Source organism: Flavisolibacter ginsengiterrae DSM 18136, assembly GCF_059568575.1.
The window spans coordinates 144,222-166,055 of record NZ_JCANTR010000012.1 but is presented as its reverse complement, the minus strand read 5'-3'; the positions used below and the strand labels follow the sequence as shown (position 1 = coordinate 166,055).

The window sequence follows — 21,834 nt, the reverse complement described above, 5'->3', positions numbered from 1 at the left end:
GTTTTAATTTCTTTGCTGAAAAGAATAAAGCCTATGTCACTTCGATTTAATGCTCTCAACAACCTGTTGAATTTGCAAACGGTTCAACCGGGCAATTCAACAAAGATCACAGCCATTTTTGCGGAGAACGTATTTACCCACCAGGTAGCTAGACAATTTTTAAGTGATGAAGCCTTCAAAAGCCTGTTAGGGTCTATAAGGGCAGGACAAAAAATTGACCGTTCAATGGCTGCCCAGATAGCCAATGGAATCAGGGCATGGGCTGACACTAAAGGCGTTACGCATTTTACCCACTGGTTTCAACCATTAACCGGTACTACTGCCGAAAAGCATGATTCTTTTTTTACACTCAAGAGCGATGGTACCCCTATTGAGCAGTTTGAGGGTGATGCACTGATCCAGCAGGAACCAGATGCATCTTCTTTCCCAAGCGGAGGCTTACGCGCCACTTTTGAAGCCCGTGGTTATACTGCCTGGGATCCTTCCTCCCCCGCATTTATTATGGATACGGGATACGGCAAAACTTTATGTATCCCTACCATATTTGTTTCTTATACAGGCGAGTCACTTGATTACAAAGCTCCTTTGCTGAAAGCTATTGAAGCTTTGAACCACGCAGCGGTCGATGTGTGTAATTATTTTGACAGGAATGTTGCCCATGTAACGCCTACCCTTGGTTGGGAACAGGAATATTTCATTGTAGATGAAGGTTTGTTCAACGCAAGACCTGACCTGTTACTTTGTGGAAGGACTGTTTTTGGCCATAACCCTGCCAAAGGACAACAACTGGAAGATCATTATTTCGGTTCCATTCCTGAAAGGATCTATGCCTTCATGCTTGATTATGAGAATGAGGCTTACAAATTAGGCATTCCACTTCGCACGCGCCATAATGAAGTAGCCCCGGCACAATTTGAGTGTGCACCTATTTTTGAAGAAGTAAACCTGGCCGTAGATCATAATACCCTGTTGATGGATATTATGACACGTGTGGCTGCCCGTCATAAACTGAGAGTGCTTTTACATGAAAAGCCTTTTGCAGGAATTAATGGTAGCGGTAAACATAATAACTGGAGCATGGCCACCGATACGGGTGTGAACCTGCTGGCTCCGGGCAAGACTCCGAAGACCAATTTAATGTTCCTTGCATTTTTTGTAAACAGCATTAAAGCAGTACATGATTATTCCGATCTGTTAAGAGCTTCCATAGCTTCAGCGAGCAATGATTTTCGCCTGGGTGCAAATGAAGCACCTCCAGCTATTATCTCAGTTTTCATAGGCGAATACCTTACAAAGGTTTTACAGGATGTTAAGGCCAGGGTTACAGAAAAAATGGATGAAACAGATGAAAGCATGCTGAAGATCGATATACATCGCAGCATTCCTGAATTATTAATGGATAATACAGACAGGAACCGTACTTCTCCATTTGCTTTCACTGGTAATAAATTTGAATTCAGGGCAGTAGGTTCATCGGCCAACTGCGCCAATGCCATGACTGTTTTGAATACAATTATGGCTGATACACTGAAGAAGTTCAAGAAAGATGTTGATGGCCTGATTGAAAAAGGGGAGAAAAAAGAAATAGCTATCATGCATACCATTAGGGAATACATTGTAGCCAGTGAAAAAATATTGTTTGAAGGTGATGGATATAGCGAAGAATGGCAAAATGAGGCAGAACGCCGTGGCCTGCCTAATGTAAAAACAACACCTTTGGCATTGGATGCTATGGTTACAGAAAAAGCAAAGAAGCTTTTTTCTGATAACAACATCTATTCTCACCCTGAGCTGGAAGCACGACATGAGATTGAACTGGAGAAGTATATTAAGAAGGTGCAAATTGAAAGCAGGCTTATGGCTGAGCTTTCGACAAGCCATGTATTACCAGCAGCTGTACGTTATCAAAATATCCTGGTGGAGAATGTTAAGGGATTGAAGGATATTTGTTTGGGAGATGCGGCCTGCGCTCAGCGTACGGAAATACTTTCAAAAATTTCCGAGCATATCAATAAGGTAAGCGAGTTGACCGTTGCCATGATAGAAGCGAGAAAGAAAGCCAATAATCTTACCGATACCAGGGAGAAGGCACTTGCCTATTGTGCGGATGTCAAAGAAAAATTCTTTGATGAGTTAAGGTATCATGTTGACAAACTTGAACTGATGATTGATGATAAGGAATGGTACCTGCCTAAATACAGAGAACTTGTATTTTTAAGATAATACAGCGTAGTTAAATAAAAATCCCGCTTCATGCGGGATTTTTATTTTTTATAGTCTGGCAACTAACAAGTTCTCTTAATGCTTAGCATTAAGTTTTCAAAGTCCAGTACTATACTTTAAATAAATACAACAGATAGCGTAATAATGATCGCTAATACTACTGCAACGATTAAAGTGTCCTGTACTTTTTCATCATGAAATAGGGAGTAAATTTTTTTCATACACAGCAAATTTTAATGTGTTAACTCAAAAAGAGGTTTAACAAGTATACTGGATGCTGGTCTTTACTGTGTTTTTAAAGGGAAGGATTCTGGGATAAAAGTATAAACAATATTTTGAAAATCAAATACGTAAAACTACGATACCGCTTCACTTAACTCTAACCATCTCAATTCTTTGTCATCAATTGCCTGGTTAATTTCATTGATCCTGGCAGAGACTTCCTGTATCTTGTCATAGGGAAGGTTGCCGGCTGAAAGTTCTGCATATAAGCCTGTTCTTTCTTTTTCCAGCATTTTTAATTCATTTTCAAGGAGTTCGAACTCTCTTTGCTCCTTATAACTCAGCTTTTTCTTTAATAAAATGGGTTCAGCCTGTTTGGGCGTTTCAGTAGCTACCCTCAATTCAGGCGCTTCCTCTTTCATTTTTTGCCATTCTCTTAATTGTGAATAATTACCCGGGAAATCTTTTATTTCTCCATCGCCCTCAAAAACAAAAAGATGATCTACCAGGCGATCCATGAAATAGCGGTCGTGACTTACTATTACCAGGCATCCCTGGAATTCCAGTAAATAGTTTTCCAGCACGGATAAAGTCGGAAGGTCCAGGTCATTGGTCGGTTCATCAAGGATGAGGAAATTGGGATTGCGAAACAGCACGGTTAACAGGTGCAGACGTCTTCTTTCACCCCCGCTTAACTTATTGATATAGGTATATTGCTGTTCTGGAGGAAAAAGAAAAAGATTCAGAAATTGCGCAGCACTGAGCGATCCGCCATTGGCCAATGGAAAATTTTCTGCTATATTTTTCACGTATTCGATCACCCTCATATCTTCCTTCACCACCAATCCCTGTTGGGAATAATTTCCAAATACTACAGTATCACCCACATTGATCTTTCCGGAATCGACCGGCTCCAAATCCTGGATCATATTGATAAAAGTGGATTTACCAGCCCCATTTTTACCAACAATTCCCAATCGCTCCCCTTTTTTGAATGTATAATCGAATCCTTTTAGTATCTGTTTCTCCCCATAACTTTTGTAAACCTTTTTCATTTCCACAGTTTTGCCACCCAACCTGCTCATTTTGCTTTGCAATTGAAGTTCCTGGTCCATTAACTGCTGTTTAGCCTTTTTCTCCACATCATAGAAGGCATCTATCCGGCTTTTTGATTTTGTGGTCCGGGCCTTTGGCTGTTTCCTCATCCACTCCAATTCTTTCCTGTAAAGATTTCTTGCCTTATCCACACTTGCTGCTTCGCTTTCTTCACGCATAGCCTTTTTCTCCAGGTAATTCTCGTAATCTCCTTTATGCTCATAGAGGTTGCCATCTGATAGTTCCCATACTTCATTGCAAATAGCATCAAGGAAATACCGGTCGTGCGTCACTAAAAGTAGCGTGACATTTTCCTTATTCAGGTAATGCTCCAGCCATTCTACCATACTTACATCGAGGTGATTGGTAGGCTCATCCATGATCAGCAACACATGCTTGTGTTCAAAACCAATATCGATAAGTACTTTGGCCAGGGCGATCCTTTTTCTTTGCCCTCCACTTAATGTTGATACTTGCTGTTGTAGATTATGAATATTCAATTTACCAAGGATCTGCTTCACTTTTGCTTCAAAATCCCAGGCTCCCAGTTCATCCATCTTAATAAGTGAACTGCTGATCAAGGCATCATTGTGTGCTTCCATGGCAGCTTCGTATTCCTTGATCACTGTCATTACCGGGTGGTTGACATGGAAGATATTATCAAGGACAGAAGCATGATCTATTAATTTAGGCTCCTGTTCAAATAGTGCTACATCTACATTTTTATTGATCCAGATCTTACCATTATCCGGCACTTCAATCCCTGATATGATCTTTAAAAGTGTAGATTTTCCTGATCCGTTCCTGGCTACAAGGGCTATTTTGTCGCCCTCGGAAATATGAAAGGAAATATTTTCAAAAAGAGGTTTAATTCCGTAGGCTTTACCCAGGTTCTCAGCTGACACATAATGCATGCTGTAAAGGTAAAGGCATGAGCAGTAATGTATTTAGAATGATTTATTAAAGGTGTATATCCCCAAAAGCTTGAAGGCAGCATATGAACATACCTGCCTGTTAGGATTAAAAGAAAAAAGGTTTTCCATATGGAAAACCTTAATGCTTTTTAACGACCGAGGCCCCTTATCCAGCTTATTACTTCATCCTTGGTCTTACCAAGTTTATTTTGCATGCGGCCAAAAAATTCTTCGTCCTTGCCTTCTTCCCATTTAACATCATCATCTGTAAGGTCGCCATGAGCTTGCTTGGCTTTTCCTTTCAACTCATGCCATTTGCCTCTAAGTTCTAATTCATCCATAGTTGTTGATTTTAATAATAAAAAGAAATTTTTATGCCAGAGCCATTTTCACTTCCTCCAAAACTGGAAGCATGATATTAATAGCGCCGGGAAGAATCCTTGCTTTAACGGATTTTACCTTGCCTTTAAACTCGCCATCCACCTGGAAATAGGCTTTGCGATGAATATCTAATTCAAGTGTGGTAGTTGAGAATACTTCGATACGGTCAGGGTGGAATGAACGGTCCGTAAATATGGCTTTGATGATCTCAAATACATTCAGTTTTCTTACCACAATGACCTCGAATTTTCCGTCCGACACATCCCCGTCAGGATTGATATTGGCTCCTGTTCCATATTTACGGGCATTAGCCAGGGCAACCATATATGCTTTTCGTTTAACGGTGCTTTCATCTGTTTTTATAGTAACAGACATTTTTTGCTTTTCCCAAAGCACCTTTAAAAGTGCTTTCCCATAACCCCACATGCCCCTTTTTTTAGAAACCTCGAAATATTTGACCAGCATGGCATTTAGCCCTATATCACTCACATGCAGGCAGATCTCTTCCTCATTGATCTTTATAACATCAACCTTTTCGCACCTGCCTTCCATAATGACATTCAATGCATCTTCAACCACAAGTGGAATGGCCAGTTCTTTTGCCATTCCATTGGCTGACCCGGCAGGAATGATACCTAATGGTATAGATGTGTCTTTTAGTAATTCGGTAACCATTTTAACGGTTCCATCTCCCCCAACGGCAACCACACGGTCCGGTGAAAGTGTTTCAATATAATGCTGTAAGGATCTTTTGTCACTCTGGCCATTTAACAGATAAAACTCAGCCATATGGGGAATCTCTTTAAAATATTCCCGGATGGATGCTTCCCAATCCTGCTTTTCTTTTCCGCCGGAAACAGGGTTGATTACAAATAACAATTTCAAGGGCTGTTGATTGTGCATACTTATTGTATAGATAATCATACTATGCAAACAACTGACCAGCCAGCCCGAAGGGATTTGATTTCCCGTTTTTGGAATTGGATGGGTTTTACCAACGAACCTACCATCAAGGTCTATCATGGGTATGGACAAGGGGAACAAATGATGATTCATGGTCATGTTTTTTCTTTTACACCGCTGCCCAGGAAAAAGTACAGGAAAAGCATTATTTATAATACCCTTGCCCTGCTTCGATTATTTGTTGTCAAGCCTATGGCTGATGTTGATCTTATTATGGAGTGGAAGGATGAAACGTATTATTGCAAAACAGGGAATGATGGTTTTTTCAGGTTCACGTGGAAGGATAAGCCTCCTTTGCCTTGTGGATGGAATAATGTTACCATCAAAGCTTATCATGGGGACCAGGTCATTGCACAATCCACCGGAACTGTATTTGTGCCACACGAAACGCAATATGGATTCATTTCGGATATAGATGACACTTTTCTTATCTCACATTCGGCTAATATGCGCAAACGGCTATTTGTATTATTTACAGAAAATGCCCGGAGCAGGCAACCCTTTGAAGACGCAGTAAAACATTACCAGCTTTTAGCCAACAGCAATTCAAGTTCTGATGCTCCCAATCCTTTTTTCTTTGTTTCCAGTAGCGAATGGAATTTGTATGACTATATACTTGAATTCACTATCGTGAACCAGATGCCAAAGGGCGTGTTCTTACTAAATCAATTAAAATTATTCAGCCAGTTGCTAAAGACCGGGCAGAATAATCACCAAACAAAGTTTACAAGGATAGCCAGGATATTGGAAACCTATCCAAAACAACGGTTTGTATTACTGGGAGATAGTTCGCAACATGATCCTTATATCTATGAGGCGGTTGTGAATCATTTTCCCAGGCAGGTTCATGCAGTGTATATACGTGACATCCATGCGAAAAATCAACAAAAAGTAAATGATGTATTGTATAAGATAGAAGCCGCAGGAGTTCCCTGTTGTTTTTTCAAGCATAGTTCAGAGGCCATCATGCACTCCAGGAAGCTGGGCCTGATTCCTGGAAAACAAGCTTCCGTGGAAATTCAGGATCATTGATCCATGAGATTACAATGGCATATTTTTTAAAGCATCACTATTTAAATATCGAGTTATGGAAAAAAACCTTCACAATGACGAAGCCGCTAAAAAATTTAAAAAGCTAATCAATGATATCAATGTGTGTATGTTCATAACCAATAACCAGAAGGATGAACATACCAGGCCAATGGCAACTATTGAAGTGGAAGACGATGGCACGCTGTGGTTCTTTACCGACATCAGGTCCATCAAGGTGGAAGAGGTAAGTATTGAAAAGACAGTTCATCTTGTATATGCGCATCCGGGAAAGGAAAGCTATGTGGATGTTTGGGGAAAAGCAACTGTTCAGACAGATAGAAAACTGATAAAGGATAAATGGAAAACTATTGTGAAAGCATGGTTTCCAAATGGAGCAGATGATCCAAACCTTGCATTGCTAAAAGTAGTTCCTGAAAATATTTACTACTGGGATGCTGAAACAGGAAAGATGGTAGCTTTTTTAAAAATGGCTGCATCTGTTGTAACCGGCAAAAAGTTAGCGGACGGAGCAGAAGGCAAATTAAAAGTATAACCATCCATGAAGCAAAATAATATTATCCCTCCTAATCATACGGGCATTCAGACAAATACTGAAAGTTCTGAAGAATTAGATACTGAAAAGGAAGCGGAAGCTTTTTATAAGAAAGTGCTTCAAAGACTTCTGGATATCAATAACTGGCAGGATATCTCAGGAAAAGCTACTGCTTCCTTTCAATTAACGGATGATGCAGGGCAAGCTGTTGATAGAAAGGCACGAAAAGGTGACCATTTTAAAATTGATATTCCTGGTCCAGGTTCTGTTACGGGCGAAGGTTTTGACTGGGTTCAGATAGAAGCTATCGAAGAGCATGATGATCAAAAATCGCAATGGGCAGCTATCAGGGTCAGGCCTGCGACAAATCCACTAAATGAAAAAACAGATGTGGCCCATTTTTTCAGTGAAGACACTACTTCCACTTTCATGGTTAAAAGAGAAGGGAAGAAAGTGATTGCTGGCGTATATGGAAGGAATGAAAAGCCTAATACAAACACAGAAACACAAATTGATAAAATAAGAAACACTGCTATTGCAGCAGGGGCCATTACTGGTTTTTCTAAAATTCAATGGAAAAGCCTGGTGAATGGGCTGGTGAGTAAAGCATAAAATTCGTTTATGAATTTATTTTGCTAATTGCAATTGATTCATCATTTGCAGGTAAATGCTCCATCATTGTTTTTTCTTCAAAAAGGCTAACGTAAGAAGGACTTTCCGTTCCTTTCCATTTATCCCAAAAAGTAAAATAGAGTCCATAATTAAATTTGAATTGCTTATGGTGCAAAGAATGATGTGATGCACCAATCAGCCATTTACCAATGGGATGTTTATAAAAATTGGCAGGGTAAATCTCAATATCAAGGTGATTGATAACGCTGCTAAGCGTCATAATCGTCAATTGAAAGATCAATACATATAGGTGTAGTGGCAAAAACAATAATACGGCAGGTAGAAACACAGCCTGGAATATACCTTCGTAAGGGTGGAATGAAAAGGCAGTCCAGGGTGAAGTGATATTACTATCATGATGCACTTTATGCACTACCCTAAATACTTTAGGATGGTGCATCCACCTATGTAACCAGTAGTAATAACTTTCATGAAGGATTAGGGAGGTGAATAGGCTAACCGGGATCCACCAAAGAGGGTAATCACTCCAATTCATATATATCCTGGTATAGCCTTTCTGCCAAAGGATAAGCGTTAAGGATCCTGACAAGGAAAAAATAAATGCAGTAATACAGCTCCAGGCTACCTCTTTTTTAAATTGTCCTTTTTTATATGCCCTATGGTTGATCTTTCTTGAACTCCACTTTTGAGGAGACCACCAGTAAAAAACACTGTAAAATATTCCAGCCACCAGGAAATACCTACCTATGATGACGAGGAATAGAATAAGTGTTGCGGTCAAAAACCAAATGGGTGAAGTAAAATCAGGTATTCTCATTGTGATCTGCTGGTAAAAGTTAACAATTATAGTACCCGATTTGTTAAAATATTTAATTGATATATCAATAATTGATAAATCTCATTATCTTAGCATTGAAATATGGAAAGACTGGACCGGGTGATTTTCTACTCTTTGGATAAAACAATTAAAACGTACAGGCAATTTGCTCAGAAAAGGTTTTTTGAACAGGGTTTCGACATTACTATTGATCAGTGGCTGGTTTTAAATGCCCTTTATGAAAAACCGGACATTACCCAACTGGAGATAGCCGGGAAAGTTTTTAAGGATACTGCCAGTGTCACCAGGATTATTGACCTGCTTATCAAAAAGGGTTTATTAATAAGGGAAGCGCATAATACAGACAGGCGAAGATTTACCCTTGAACTAACGGCCGAAGGCAGGAAATTGATAACCAAAATTACCGGGGTGGTTGAACGAAACAGGGCTATAGCACTTCAGGGTATTACAGAAAAAGAACTGATCCGTATGAAGGAAACTTTGAATAATATCATTGATAACTGTAAAAAAGTTTTATGAGACAAGTTATTACAAAATCATTGCTGTTATTGATAGCCATTTGCTTTTTAATGGTCTTTACTGGCATAAGTTCAAAAGCTTGTGATAAAAATCAATATTCAAAGTGCTTCATGAAATTGAAAGCCAGGTCAAATAGCAGTCCTGTACTGGAAGCCCCTGCTGAACTAACAGATTTTATATTTACCAATTCACTATTGCGTTTTTAATGTTTTTGGCAAATACCTGATTTCAATAAAAATCGGATTGGACTTTGTAAAGCAACCTTGATCATTTCCTGGTTTATACGAATGTAAAATCCATCCCCGTTCTACATATTAAGCGGATCCATCCTTTCTTTAACAAATTCTTGTCAATTCCAATTTCACCTGGCACTTTTTTTCGAGTCATATTGTACATTAAATCGCTCAATATGAAAAAATTACTTACCCTTTTGATTGCAGTAGGAGCACTGGCCTCCGTCCAGGCACAGACTTCCAGGGATGAAGCACGCCGTGTTATTTTAGGCCAACCTAAAAATACTTCGAAGAATACGCCTAATACATCAAATCCAAGAGATGTGATCCTTGGTGGCGGCAATAATGGTGGTAATTATCCAAATACTTATCCCGGCAACTACCCTTCCGGTTCACGCCAGGCCCAGATAGACCAGGTCAACCGTGAGTATGACTCCAAGATCCAGTCTATCAGGAATAATCCTTACCTGACTCAGGTAGAAAAGGACAGGGCCATACGTCAACTGGAGAATGACCGTGCCAGACGCATCCGGGAGATTAATGGGCAAAGCGGCAATTATTCCAGGAAAAAAGGTAAGAAATATGATAATGATGACAATGATGACCAGTATGAAGGCCGTCATGATAATGGAAAGCATTTAGGATGGGAAAAAGGAAAAGGAAACCCTCACAAAAATGGTGGAAAAGGAAAGTTTAAAGATTAATGATTAAAAATATATTGTAATAAAAAACCCGGCTAATGCCGGGCTTTTTTATTTAATGAAGTTTAAATCCTTCAAGGAATTTAGTATTAAAATCACCAGACCTGAATCTATCATCCTGCATCAATTGCAGGTGAAATGGTATGGTTGTCTTTATCCCTTCAATTACATATTCGCTTAGAGCACGATACATGGTATCGATGGCTTCTTCCCTTGTCCTTGCAACGGTGATCAGTTTGCCGATCATTGAATCATAATAAGGTGGAATTACATAACCGGCATATACATGGCTGTCAACGCGTACCCCATGCCCTCCAGGTTGATGCAACACTGTGATTTTCCCGGGGGAAGGCCTGAAGTCATTATAAGGATCTTCAGCATTGATACGACATTCAATGGCGTGTAGCTGGGGTTCGTAATCCCTGCCAGAGATCCTTTCGCCCATTGCAATCTTTATCTGTTCTTTTATGAGGTCATAGTTGATAACTTCTTCAGTCACGCAATGTTCCACCTGGATACGGGTGTTCATCTCCATGAAATAGAAATTGCGATGCTTATCAACCAGGAACTCTATGGTTCCAACACTTTCGTAATTAATGGCGCTTGCAGCCTTCTTGGCTGCTTCTCCCATTTGAAAACGAAGTTCAGGGGTCATAAAAGGAGAAGGCGATTCTTCTACCAGCTTTTGATGCCGGCGTTGAATGGAGCAGTCCCTTTCACTGAGGTGACAAACAGTTCCATACCGGTCACCTGCAACCTGGATCTCTATATGCCTTGGCTCTTCCACGAACTTTTCCATATAGATACCATCATTTTTAAATGCGGCACCTGCTTCTGCTTTCGCAGTATTGTAAGCCCTTTCCATCTCGCTGTCTTCCCAAACAATACGCATTCCCTTACCTCCACCACCTGCAGTGGCCTTTAAGATAACAGGATAACCCATATCCTTTGCTAGCCCCCTGGCTTCTTCAAGACTGGATAATAATCCATCACTTCCTGGAATAACAGGAACCCCCGCTTTGATCATTGTTTCTTTTGCGGAGATCTTATCTCCCATCCTGTTGATCATTTCGGCTGTTGGCCCAATAAATTTAATTCCATGATCAGCACAGATCTGGGAAAATTTGGCATTTTCAGCCAGGAATCCATATCCCGGATGAACAGCATCGGCATTGGTGATTTCAACTGCTGCCATGATGTGTGGGATGTTTAAATAGGAATCACTGCTTTGAGGCTTTCCTATACAAACTGCTTCATCTGCAAATTTTACATGTAAACTGTCCCTGTCCGCAGTAGAATAAACGGCAACCGTTTTAATACCCATCTCCCTGCATGTACGGATGACACGAAGAGCTATTTCTCCACGGTTGGCAATTAGTATTTTTTTAAACACGTTATATGTATTTGAATTTGGAAATGTAGAAATGACCGTAACGACTATTTGACATAAGGTCTGATTTCCAAATTAGCTGGGTTCAACAAGGAAAAGAGGTTGATCGTATTCAACAGGAGAAGCATCCTCCACAAGGATTTTCACGATCTTGCCTTTAACTTCACTTTCAATCTCATTAAAGAGTTTCATAGCCTCTATAATGCATACTACTTTACCCGGAGTTACCTCGTCGCCAATTTCTACAAAAATGGGTTTATCAGGAGAAGGTCTGCGGTAAAAAGTACCTATCATTGGACTTTTTATGGTTACTGTATTGGCCGGGTTGTTTGCAGTTGCCGGGCTTTGTTGAGTGGAGGCAGGTGCTGGATTTGAATTACCCAGCGGCATTGGTTGATTTTGCTGGGGCAATGAAGGGTAATTCATTGTTGAAGAAGCGGTAACCAATTGGGTTATTTGCTCTTCTTTTTGCCGGATTGTTATTTTAAATTCTTTCTGTTCAATCGATACTTCACCAATATTCGAATCGTTGACCATATTGATCAACTCCTGAATTTGCTTGAAATCCATTTGTTTCAATTTAATTTGATTTTGGTTAAAACAGGCGGCTAAGATAGGATATCTGAATGATAATGTCTTTTCAAAGGATTATTCCTATTCAAATCACAAGGATGCCTATTTGAATTTGATTTGCAATGAGTTATTAATATATTTTAAAATAGAAAAGTCCTGTTTTACCAGGACTTTCCATATATAATTGTCAGAAGACATGCGATTATTCAAAATTCCTGTCTTATTGTTAGATTCTTGAGTTACTCTTTTACACGCTCTACATATTCACCGCTTTTGGTATTTACGCGGATCAATTCCCCTTCATTTACAAACAAAGGAACCATCACAGTTGCCCCTGTTTCTACGGTAGCTGGTTTTAGAGTCCTTGTAGCAGTATCACCCCTTAATCCAGGCTCGCTGTAAGTAACCCGGACCACCACTTTTTCAGGCAATTCAACACTCATTGGAGTTTCGGTCTCAGTATTAAATAATACAGAAACTGCATCACCATCTCTCAGGAACTGGGGAGCATCAATAAGATTCTCAGCAACAGCTACCTGTTCAAAGGTCTCATTATCCATAAAATTATACCCTGTATCATCTTTATATAAGAACTGGTACTCTTTCCTTTCCACACGGACAGGATAAATCGTATCTCCACTATTCCATGTCTTTTCTATACTCCGGTTATTGTCCACTCCTGTAAGTTTGGCCCACACTTTTGCGGCTGCACGGGCAGTTTTATTTTCACCAAATTCCACTACTTTGTAAAGACTGCCTTCAAGTTTAATAATTAAACCCCTGCTGATATCTGCTGTAGATGCCATAAATAAATTATGATTTAAATACTTTTAGAGGCGGCAAAAGTAAGGAAATAGGCTCGATAACGATTACACATCAAATGGCACTATTTTTTAATCCTACAGATTTAAAGAGCTGTTTTAATGTGTACCAAGTGCTTTAGGGCTTTTAAAATGTATAAACCGTTAACTTATTCCTTCCTTATCAGCGTATTATTGTTAAACAACATAAACGGCTTTGGTCAGTATTCTACAATAATTGACTTAGTCACACCCAATTATAAAAAAGTTATTGCCGGAGCGGAGTATGAAAGAAATTTATTCCATCAATGGTTGTGGGGCAAAGATTACCGAAAAGAATGGACCACTGTAATCAGTGTTCCTGTCTTGAACCTTGATTCTGCTTATGGAGGCTTAACACCTGTTAAAGAAGGTGGTGGCCGGCAAACCAAATCATTAAGACTGGTAGATGCCAGTGGGAAAAATTGGGTTCTGCGAAGTGTCAATAAAACCTATTTGGGGGCTCTGCCACAAATAGTCCAGGGAACTTTCGTTGAAAAACTGGCTAATGATCAAATTGCCACCAATCACCCTTATGCGGCTTTAGCTGTTCCTACACTGGCACAGGCAGCAGACGTATTTCATACTAACCCACATTATTACATAGTTCCGCATAGCGAACGTTTGGGGGAATACAATCAAATCTTTGCCAACATGCTTTGCCTGCTGGAGGAAAGACCAGATGAAACGCAGGTGGATAATGCAAGCTTTGGGAAGCCTGAAGACATAGTGAGTACCGAAAAAATGATGGAAAAAGTGCTGGAAGAAAATGACCATGTCATGGACGAGGAGGCTTATTTGAGAACAAGGTTATTTGATATGTTGATTGGCGATTGGGGACGTCACGAAGACAACTGGCGTTGGGCAAAATTTGACAGTGGAAGCTTCAAAATTTACAGCCCTGTACCCAAAGACCGTGACCAGACCTTTGCAAAATTTGAAGGTGTTTTATTAAACCTTATTATCAAGCTCGGAAAATTCAAAGAGTTGCAGACATTCGAAGAAGAAATCAAAAATATAAAATGGTACAACTATCCCGCTTATGAAATAGATAAGCGATTTACCAATAGCCTTTCCCTGCAGTCCTGGTTGGATGCTGCTTTATCATTACAACTTGCTATAACAGACCAGGTGATAGACAATGCTGTCATGCAAATGCCCCAGGAAATATATGACATATCAGGAAAGGAGATTGCCAGGAAGATCAGGTCACGAAGAGATCATATCGGAGCGTATGCAAAAGAATATTATACTTTCCTTGCCAGGAATATTGAGATCCCGGGAACTAAAGAATCTGAATTATTCAAAGTCACCAGGCTCAATGACGATTCTACATCAGTAAATGTTTACCGTATCAATAAGGACGGTGAACAGGGCAGAGCACCCATCTATTCAAGAACATTTTTAAATAAAGAGACACATGAGATACGCTTGTATGGAGTTGGAGGAAACGATATTTTCCAGGTCATGGGAGTAGCCAAAAAAGGTATAAAGATCACTGTCAGAGGTGGACCCGAAAAAGATTCAATGCTTGACATTTCTTATGTTGAAGGATGGGGACATAAAACTAAATTTTATGATAATCCCGGAAACAGGATTATAGCTTCTGCTGAAACAAAAGTTCATCTTTCCCGGTTTCCCTCTATTAATGCATACAGGTATGATGTGTTTAAATACAACTCCCGGGGTTTAAAACCCAGTTTTTTCTATAATAATTATTACAGGTTTTATATTGGGGCTGACTATAGTTTTACCAAGAATAAAGCAAGAGATGGCAGCTTTAGCGCCAAACATAGCATTGGTATAAATTATTCATTGGTTGAAAAATCCTTTCACCCTTATTATGAGGGAACATTCAGCGAATTGATCGGAAGATGGAATTTTAATGTAAGTGCCGGATATGATGAAGTACGCCGGTTTAATTATTTTGGGCTGGGAAATGAATCGGTTCCACGGTCAGATGATATCGAATACCATTATTTGCGGTTAAAAGATATATATGCCTCTTTTGGAATAGACCAGGTATTTCTTACCCATCATAACATCCGGCTGGATTTTCTTTATAATGGTGTGAAGGTAATTGATGATAAAGGCCATTTTACATCCAAAGAACAGGGTTATATACATCCATCTGCCTTTAACTACAATCATTTTGCAGGCAGTCAATTGAGTTATTCATTTACTCAAACAAATGATAAGATCATTCCAACAAAGGGCGTAAATTTTAAACTAACAGGTTCCTATACAAAGAATGTAAGTGAACCAGGTCATTCTGTTGCAAAACTTGGCTCTGCACTGAATATTTATTTGCCACTGTTCAAACCTTTTTCTATATCTATCAAATCCGGAGCCTCCACTCTTTCCGGCGATCCTGAGACCTACCAGTATAATACCCTTGGGGGATATTATACTCTCAGGGGTTTCTGGAGATACCGGTTTTATGGCAGATCGGTTTTTTTTAATCAAAATGAACTCCGTTGGCTGCCAGAAGTGAAAGGGTATTGGTTTAGCGGGAAAATGGGACTAGTAGGTTTTTATGACCAGGGGCGTGTATGGCAACCTGGTGAAACTTCCACAAAATGGCATCATGGTTATGGAGGAGGCATTATTCTTTCACCATTCAATAAGATTTCAATTGCTGTAACCTATGGTATTTCAGAAGAAACAACCCGAACAAATATCAGGCTTGGAAAGTTTCTTTGATATATAGCTATATGTTTGCAAATCCAATTTGTATTAAAACTCTTTATGAAATACTGGTTTCTGAATTTGTTTTTTGTGTTTTTGACATTAGGTAGCTATGCCCAGGTAGACTCGATCACACCGCCTTATAAAAGATTTCCTTCCTTACCACCTGTGCAGCTATTACTAAGTGACAGCACTACTTTATATACAAAAAAAGATATTCCTGGTAATAAACAGGTGTTGGTAATGATCTTTAGTCCTGATTGCAGCCATTGCCAACATGAAACAGAAGAAATACTGGCACATAAGGAACAACTAAAAAATGTGCAAATTCTTATGGTAACCTTTCATCCATTGTGGCAAATGAATGAATTTGTGTCCCACTATAAATTAAAAGACCAGCCAAACATTATTGTTGGCAAGGACATTTATTTGTTATTGCCAGGATTTTATGCACTTCATAATCTACCCTACCATGCCTTATATGATAAAAAGGGAGAATTATTGAAAGTATTTGAAGGTTCAATGGATTTTGAAAAGATCATTGAATCTTTTCAAAATTAATTTTGCCCATCCAATTATTGATGGAGCCAACTGGTTATTGATTGAACATTCAATCTCCTGTTAGTTTAATTTCCAGATTTATTTCCATATTCCTACTTAATTTTAGCGCCAATCTTTTTACCTATGCCTTCAAACGCTAATAGACAATTTCTTGATTTTGAGAAGCCTATCAAGGATCTGATTGATGAGATAGAGAAGTTGAAACATGCATCTGAACATAAAAAGATCGACTACTCTGAGATGATCAGCAAACTTGATCAGCAAATACTGGAACGTAGAAAAGAGGTTACCCAGAACTTAAGCGCCTGGCAAAAAGTGCAGTTAAGCCGCCATCCCGACAGGCCCTATACCATGAAGTATATACAAAATATGACCACCAACTTCGTGGAATTGTTTGGCGACAGGAATGTGAAGGATGATAAAGCCATGATAGGTGGATTTGCCATGCTGGAAGGCGAAACGGTAATGATTATCGGCCAGCAAAAAGGAATTAATACCAAAACAAGGCAACTCAGGAATTTTGGAATGGCCAATCCTGAAGGTTATAGAAAAGCTTTACGCCTGATGCGTCTTGCGGAAAAATTCAATAAACCTATAATCACTTTGATCGATACTCCCGGAGCTTACCCGGGACTTGAGGCTGAAGAACGTGGCCAGGGTGAGGCTATTGCGCGCAATATTTATGAAATGATACGCTTAAAAGTGCCCGTGATCTGTGTTATTATCGGTGAAGGTGCGTCTGGTGGTGCTTTAGGAATTGGTGTAGGTGACAGGGTATATATGATGGAAAATACCTGGTATACGGTGATCTCACCTGAAAGCTGCAGCTCAATTCTTTGGCGAAGCTGGGATAAGAAAGAAATTGCAGCGGAACAATTAAAACTTACTGCAGATAATATGAAAGATTTTGGATTGGTTGATGGGATCATTCCGGAACCTGCAGGTGGTGCGCATTGGGATTATATGGAAGCTTCCCAAATATTAAAAGATTACCTGGTAAAGGTGTTGCAGGAGCTAAAACCAATTTCTCCCGAAGAACGCATCAATCAACGCATAGAAAAATTTGGTAAAATGGGCTTCTGGCAAGAGGTTTCAGAAAACGCTCCCGGGCAATTCCAGGGAAAAACTAACTAACTAACAATTAAATTACCGCTAAGAATATGTCAGTAAGAGATCTGCTAAAAGGAACCGGAGTAGCGCTGGTAACTCCATTTAAGAAAGATGGCTCTGTTGATTATGACAGCCTGCATAAACTGATCGACCACGTAATTACAGAGGGTGTAAATTATGTTGTAACGCTGGGTACTACAGGAGAAACACCTACATTGACCAGGGAGGAAAAGATTGAGATCGTTCACTTTACTTTCTCAAAGGTTTCTGAACGCGTACCGGTAGTTGTGGGAATTGGGGGTAATGATACAAGGTCTATAATACATGACCTGGAAACTTATCCGCTTGAAAATGCTATTGCAGTTCTATCGGCAAGCCCATATTATAACAAGCCTTCCCAGGAAGGAATATTTCAACATTATAAAGCGATAGCGAACGCTACTTCCAAACCCATTCTATTGTATAATGTTCCCGGAAGAACCGGAAGTAATATTACCGCTGAAACAACGATCCGCCTGGCAAATGAAGTGGACAATATTCACGGTATTAAAGAAGCAAGCGGCAATATGAACCAGTGTATGCAAATATTGCGTGACAAGCCCCAGGAATTCCTTGTGGTCAGTGGGGATGACAACCTGGCCCTGGCCCAGATAGCCTGCGGTATGAGAGGTGTTATCAGTGTAGCTGCCAATTGCTTTCCCAAAGATCTTTCGGCAATGGTGGAAGCAGCCCTCCAGGATGACTTTACAACTGCAAGGGTGCTAAACAACAAATTATTGATGGGGTACGAACTTTTATTTGCTGAGAACAATCCAGCAGGTGTCAAAGCCGTACTTTCTGAAATGGGAATAATAGAAAACTTTTTACGCCTTCCGCTTGTTCCCTTGAGCGCCGGAGTTCATAAACAGATTCAGGAATATCTTCCAAAGTTGAAATAATTGAATGACTATCAGAAGGATCTTATTTTGCTTATTCTTTTTACTGCCGCACCTTATATTATTTGCCCAGCATAAAGTCACTTTTATTGTTAGCAATGTACCAGCCTATCATAAAAGTTCAGATGATATCTACCTCGCAGGTTCCATGAATGGATGGAACCCAGGTGATGAAAAATTCAGGCTTAAAATAGTATCCGGCCATCCATCGCTTTCTATTGCACTACCAACCGGGAGTTATGAATTCAAATTCACTAAAGGCTCATGGGATAAGGTAGAATCAGGGAACAATGCTTTCCCTTCGGAAAACAGGAGGATTCTGGTTGACAGGGATACCGTATTGGAAATAAGTATTGAACACTGGTCAGATCATTTTCCGAAAAAGGAAAGAGTCCATACTGCTGGAAAAAATGTTCAAATTATTGATACCGCTTTTTTTATTCCTCAACTAAACCGGACGCGAAGGGTCTGGATATACCTCCCCTCCTCCTATGCATCCTCCAGGAAAAAATATCCTGTTTTATACATGCACGACGGTCAGAATGTCTTTGACGAAGCAACTTCAGGATATGGTGAATGGGGTGTTGATGAAGCGCTTGACACGTTGGAAAATCAATCACATGAAATGATTGTTGTGGCCATTGATAATGATCCTGTGCACCGCATCAATGAATATTCTCCCTATGACATGGAAAAATATGGGAAGGCCGAAGGAGATGCATATGTTGATTTCCTGGTAAATAATTTAAGACCATTTATCAATAAGCACTACAGAACAAAAAAATGTGGTCGCCATACCTTTATTGCGGGCAGTTCAATGGGTGGATTAATTTCCTTCTATGCACTGATGAAATACCCTAAAAAGTTTGGTGGCGCAGGTGTTTTTTCACCTGCCTTCTGGATCACTCCCCAGTTAAAGAATATAGATCCTCACAAGGCCAGGAAAATAAAAGGTAAGATTTACTTTTTTGCAGGGCAACAGGAAAGCGACTCAATGGTTCCTGACATGCTATCAGTTTTTGAACAAATGCTGCAACATTCAAAAGCAAAGATGAAAACGGTGATCCGGGCACAGGGAAAGCATAACGAAGCAACATGGAGGGCTGAATTTCCCTTGTTTTATAAATGGCTTACTGTTAAAAATTAAATGGTAGGCATAAACCTGCTTAATGAGCTTCATAGGTATTGCCTTCAATAGCCAGTTCCGTATTGACAAAGACTTCTCTTGCTTCACTTTCAAATTGCTCCAACGTACTATATTTTGAGCTAAAATGCCCGATGAGCAACTTCCTGACATTTGCTTTTTTAGCAATTTCTGCCGCTTGTTTAGTTGTGGCGTGAAAGCGTTCCAATGCTTTTTCACGCATATTGTCCAGGTAAGTAGTTTCGTGATACACGAGGTCTGCACCATTGATAAATGGAATGATATTCTCATCATATTTCGTGTCGGCACAAAAAGCATATTTCTTACCCTTCTCCGGTGCCGATGTCACTTCATCATTATTGATCCTTTGCCCCCGGGGCGTTATATAATCAAGCCCATTTTGAAGACTGGTGTAAAAGCTGACCGGGATATTTAATTTTCTAACCTTATCAATCAGTAATTTTCTTTTTCCCTCTTTTTCCTCGAATAAAAAACCATAACATTCTATCCGGTGGGTTGTGGGAAAACAACTTATTTTGATTTTTTCATCATCTACCAATACCTCTCCTTTAGTTAGTGTATGAAAATAAAGTTTATAGGGAAGGATGGTGTCTGCTACCCTCATTTGCATTTCAATGATCTGTTGCAAAGGTGCGGGGCCATACACATGCAGATCCTGTTTATGTGATAGCAGTCCAAAAGTATTTAACAACCCCACCAGTCCAAAATAATGGTCACCATGTAAATGAGAAATGAAAATGTGAGATATTTTCCCCCTGCGGATCTTATACTTTATCATTTGAATCTGTGTCCCTTCCCCGCAATCAACCAGGTAATTATTCCCATCGTGTGAAACTACCTGGCTGGTAGGATGACGATTAAATGCCGGCACTGCTGAATTATTCCCCAAGATCGTTACAGACAACATGAATTAAAGATAGGGCGTCAAAATAATCAGAATAATTAATACTTATGTAAAGTTTGTTCTATTTGCCTCAAATAGCTGCTACCAAATAATAATAAATGAATAAGCAATGGATAAAGATTACATACTTCCCACTGTTCCCTGTGATTAAGAGGGAATGGATTATAATATTGATAGCTGTCGTAAAACTTTTGATCGAAGCCACCAAATAATGTGGACATTCCAAGGTCTACAGAAGGGTGACCATAATAGACAGCAGGATCGATCAAAACCGGGTCTGATGCCTGGTTACACATAAAATTTCCACTCCACAGGTCTCCATGAACCAATACGGGTGTTTGTTTAGCGTCAAAGATCTCTGGCAATTTGACTATCAAACGATCAAATAGATCAATATGAGCAGGGGTAAGTACCCCTTTATCAAAACACCTGGAAATTAAAAGCCGCAACCGCTTTTCAGTAAAGAAACTTAGCCAGTTATTGGATGGTTCATTTAACTGCACCACACTGCCCATATAATTATTTGTGTCTAACCCAAAATAGTCATAACTGTTTTGATGAAGGGCTGCTAATTGCTTACCGAATCTTTCCCAAAATCTTTTATCTCTGTTTCCGGGGGTTATCCACTCCAGAATCAAAACCTGTTGATCAAAAGATTGGAAACAATGTATGATCTCAGGCACTTTAATCACTGCCTGTTTTTTAATAAGCTGTAAACCCTGGCACTCCTTTTCAAATAATTGGGGAAATTTTGTAGCAGAATTGATCTTGCAGAAATAAGAATTGTTTTGGAGGTCAATCCTGTACGTTTGATTAATAGAGCCTCCTCCAATTGGCTGAAATTTAACCTTGTTGGAAAGATGTCCTCCAGGCACCAGTAATTCCTGAATAAAATTTGCCAACTGGGTAATCAGCATGGGATAAATTTCTTGAAAAGAGTACTTTACTGAGGGAATGATTTGCTTCTATTGATCAAAATCATCACCGCTCAACAGCTCTCTTTCTATTTCTTCCATTTGAACAATATCGTAGGCTTCACTTTCGGTGGGGGTAAAGTTCATTATTTCCAAAAGCTCCTTTTCGTCCAGGAAAGACTCAACATTCTTTTGAAGGCAGCAAACCACAAAAGAAGCCCCTTCTTCATAAAACTTTTGCTGAACCCTTACGAGGGTTTCTGCGGCTTCCTCTTCCATATTGGCTACACCATCAAGGTTGACAACCACATTCTTTGTATTATCTTTAAGTAGTTCTAGTAATTGGCGGTTCAACTCTGCTGCCATTATAGCAGTAAAGTTCAAAGTTTCAACACGGATGACATGAAATTTCTCTTTGGTATCAGTTTTGACTTCCATACATAATAGC

Annotated in this window: 22 protein-coding genes; 12 read left to right on the top strand and 10 right to left on the bottom strand. The window is 39.6% G+C overall.

What is annotated here, in order from left to right:
- The first annotated feature begins 33 nt into the window (after positions 1-33).
- Positions 34-2,223: a glutamine synthetase III family protein gene (locus BP74_RS13940; RefSeq protein ID WP_496374963.1), complete on the top strand. Its 2,190-nt coding sequence runs from the start codon at positions 34-36 to the stop codon at positions 2,221-2,223.
- A gap of 356 nt (positions 2,224-2,579) precedes the next feature.
- On the opposite strand, the gene BP74_RS13935 is transcribed toward BP74_RS13940, so the two are convergent.
- The 3 genes from BP74_RS13935 to BP74_RS13925 all read right to left on the bottom strand — a co-directional run bounded on the left by BP74_RS13935 (position 2,580) and on the right by BP74_RS13925 (position 5,720).
- Complete coding sequence (locus BP74_RS13935) at positions 2,580-4,454, bottom strand: ABC-F family ATP-binding cassette domain-containing protein (protein WP_496374962.1); 1,875 nt, start codon at positions 4,452-4,454, stop codon at positions 2,580-2,582.
- A 149-nt stretch (positions 4,455-4,603) separates the two neighbouring features.
- Positions 4,604-4,795: a CsbD family protein gene (locus tag BP74_RS13930; RefSeq protein ID WP_496374961.1), complete on the bottom strand. Its 192-nt coding sequence runs from the start codon at positions 4,793-4,795 to the stop codon at positions 4,604-4,606.
- A 31-nt stretch (positions 4,796-4,826) separates the two neighbouring features.
- The gene (locus BP74_RS13925; RefSeq protein WP_496374960.1) at positions 4,827-5,720 is read right to left on the bottom strand and encodes a diacylglycerol/lipid kinase family protein; all 894 of its coding nucleotides are present in this window, start codon (positions 5,718-5,720) and stop codon (positions 4,827-4,829) included.
- Positions 5,721-5,762: 42 nt separating this feature from the next.
- Between BP74_RS13925 and BP74_RS13920 the strand changes: the two genes are divergently transcribed.
- Genes BP74_RS13920 through BP74_RS13910 form a run of 3 tightly spaced genes read left to right on the top strand, consistent with a single transcriptional unit; the run spans position 5,763 to position 7,995 of the window.
- Positions 5,763-6,830, top strand: a complete 1,068-nt coding sequence (locus BP74_RS13920) for an App1 family protein phosphatidate phosphatase (protein WP_496374959.1) — start codon at positions 5,763-5,765, stop codon at positions 6,828-6,830.
- A gap of 55 nt (positions 6,831-6,885) precedes the next feature.
- Positions 6,886-7,383 carry a pyridoxamine 5'-phosphate oxidase family protein gene (locus BP74_RS13915; RefSeq protein WP_496374958.1) on the top strand — a complete coding sequence of 166 codons (498 nt, stop codon included), beginning with the start codon at positions 6,886-6,888 and terminating at the stop codon, positions 7,381-7,383.
- A 6-nt stretch (positions 7,384-7,389) separates the two neighbouring features.
- Positions 7,390-7,995 (top strand): hypothetical protein, encoded by a 606-nt coding sequence (locus BP74_RS13910; RefSeq protein WP_496374957.1) that lies wholly within the window; start codon positions 7,390-7,392, stop codon positions 7,993-7,995.
- Positions 7,996-8,002: 7 nt separating this feature from the next.
- On the opposite strand, the gene BP74_RS13905 is transcribed toward BP74_RS13910, so the two are convergent.
- Positions 8,003-8,833 (bottom strand): sterol desaturase family protein, encoded by an 831-nt coding sequence (locus tag BP74_RS13905; RefSeq protein WP_496374956.1) that lies wholly within the window; start codon positions 8,831-8,833, stop codon positions 8,003-8,005.
- A gap of 102 nt (positions 8,834-8,935) precedes the next feature.
- On the opposite strand from BP74_RS13905, the gene BP74_RS13900 reads away from it, so the two are divergent.
- The 3 genes from BP74_RS13900 (at position 8,936) to BP74_RS13890 (ending at position 10,310) form a co-directional block, all read left to right on the top strand.
- Positions 8,936-9,373, top strand: coding sequence for a MarR family winged helix-turn-helix transcriptional regulator (locus BP74_RS13900; protein ID WP_496374955.1), 438 nt, complete (start codon positions 8,936-8,938; stop codon positions 9,371-9,373).
- Complete coding sequence (locus BP74_RS13895) at positions 9,370-9,579, top strand: hypothetical protein (protein WP_496374954.1); 210 nt, start codon at positions 9,370-9,372, stop codon at positions 9,577-9,579. Before BP74_RS13900 ends, BP74_RS13895 begins: the two co-directional genes overlap by 4 nt.
- A 203-nt stretch (positions 9,580-9,782) precedes the next feature.
- Positions 9,783-10,310: a DUF1542 domain-containing protein gene (locus BP74_RS13890; RefSeq protein WP_496374953.1), complete on the top strand. Its 528-nt coding sequence runs from the start codon at positions 9,783-9,785 to the stop codon at positions 10,308-10,310.
- 52 nt (positions 10,311-10,362) lie between these two features.
- On the opposite strand, the gene accC is transcribed toward BP74_RS13890, so the two are convergent.
- From accC to efp, 3 genes are all read right to left on the bottom strand, one after another.
- Positions 10,363-11,700, bottom strand: coding sequence for an acetyl-CoA carboxylase biotin carboxylase subunit (accC, locus tag BP74_RS13885; protein WP_496374952.1), 1,338 nt, complete (start codon positions 11,698-11,700; stop codon positions 10,363-10,365).
- A 72-nt stretch (positions 11,701-11,772) separates the two neighbouring features.
- On the bottom strand, positions 11,773-12,267 hold the full coding sequence (gene accB / locus BP74_RS13880) for an acetyl-CoA carboxylase biotin carboxyl carrier protein (protein ID WP_496374951.1): 495 nt from the start codon (positions 12,265-12,267) through the stop codon (positions 11,773-11,775).
- 242 nt (positions 12,268-12,509) lie between these two features.
- Positions 12,510-13,076 (bottom strand): elongation factor P, encoded by a 567-nt coding sequence (efp, locus tag BP74_RS13875; protein WP_496374950.1) that lies wholly within the window; start codon positions 13,074-13,076, stop codon positions 12,510-12,512.
- A gap of 147 nt (positions 13,077-13,223) precedes the next feature.
- Here efp and BP74_RS13870 point away from each other — a divergent pair, with 147 nt between their 5' ends.
- From BP74_RS13870 to BP74_RS13850, 5 genes are all read left to right on the top strand, one after another.
- Entirely contained in the window at positions 13,224-15,812 is a 2,589-nt protein-coding gene (locus tag BP74_RS13870) for a BamA/TamA family outer membrane protein (protein WP_496374949.1), read from the top strand.
- Positions 15,813-15,857: 45 nt separating this feature from the next.
- On the top strand, positions 15,858-16,358 hold the full coding sequence (locus BP74_RS13865) for a TlpA family protein disulfide reductase (protein ID WP_496374948.1): 501 nt from the start codon (positions 15,858-15,860) through the stop codon (positions 16,356-16,358).
- Positions 16,359-16,481: 123 nt separating this feature from the next.
- A complete protein-coding gene (locus BP74_RS13860) occupies positions 16,482-17,492 on the top strand; it encodes an acetyl-CoA carboxylase carboxyltransferase subunit alpha (protein ID WP_496374947.1) in 1,011 nt (336 codons plus the stop codon).
- Positions 17,493-17,518: 26 nt separating this feature from the next.
- Entirely contained in the window at positions 17,519-18,406 is an 888-nt protein-coding gene (gene dapA, locus BP74_RS13855; RefSeq protein ID WP_496374946.1) for a 4-hydroxy-tetrahydrodipicolinate synthase, read from the top strand.
- Between the two features lie 4 nt (positions 18,407-18,410).
- Positions 18,411-19,550, top strand: coding sequence for an alpha/beta hydrolase (locus BP74_RS13850; protein ID WP_496374945.1), 1,140 nt, complete (start codon positions 18,411-18,413; stop codon positions 19,548-19,550).
- Between the two features lie 19 nt (positions 19,551-19,569).
- On the opposite strand, the gene BP74_RS13845 is transcribed toward BP74_RS13850, so the two are convergent.
- Genes BP74_RS13845 through BP74_RS13835 form a run of 3 tightly spaced genes read right to left on the bottom strand, consistent with a single transcriptional unit; the run spans position 19,570 to position 21,824 of the window.
- Complete coding sequence (locus BP74_RS13845) at positions 19,570-20,475, bottom strand: ribonuclease Z (RefSeq protein WP_496374944.1); 906 nt, start codon at positions 20,473-20,475, stop codon at positions 19,570-19,572.
- Between the two features lie 35 nt (positions 20,476-20,510).
- Positions 20,511-21,389, bottom strand: coding sequence for a fructosamine kinase family protein (locus tag BP74_RS13840; protein WP_496374943.1), 879 nt, complete (start codon positions 21,387-21,389; stop codon positions 20,511-20,513).
- A 48-nt stretch (positions 21,390-21,437) separates the two neighbouring features.
- The gene (locus tag BP74_RS13835) at positions 21,438-21,824 is read right to left on the bottom strand and encodes an STAS domain-containing protein (protein ID WP_496374942.1); all 387 of its coding nucleotides are present in this window, start codon (positions 21,822-21,824) and stop codon (positions 21,438-21,440) included.
- Between the last annotated feature and the right edge of the window lie 10 nt (positions 21,825-21,834).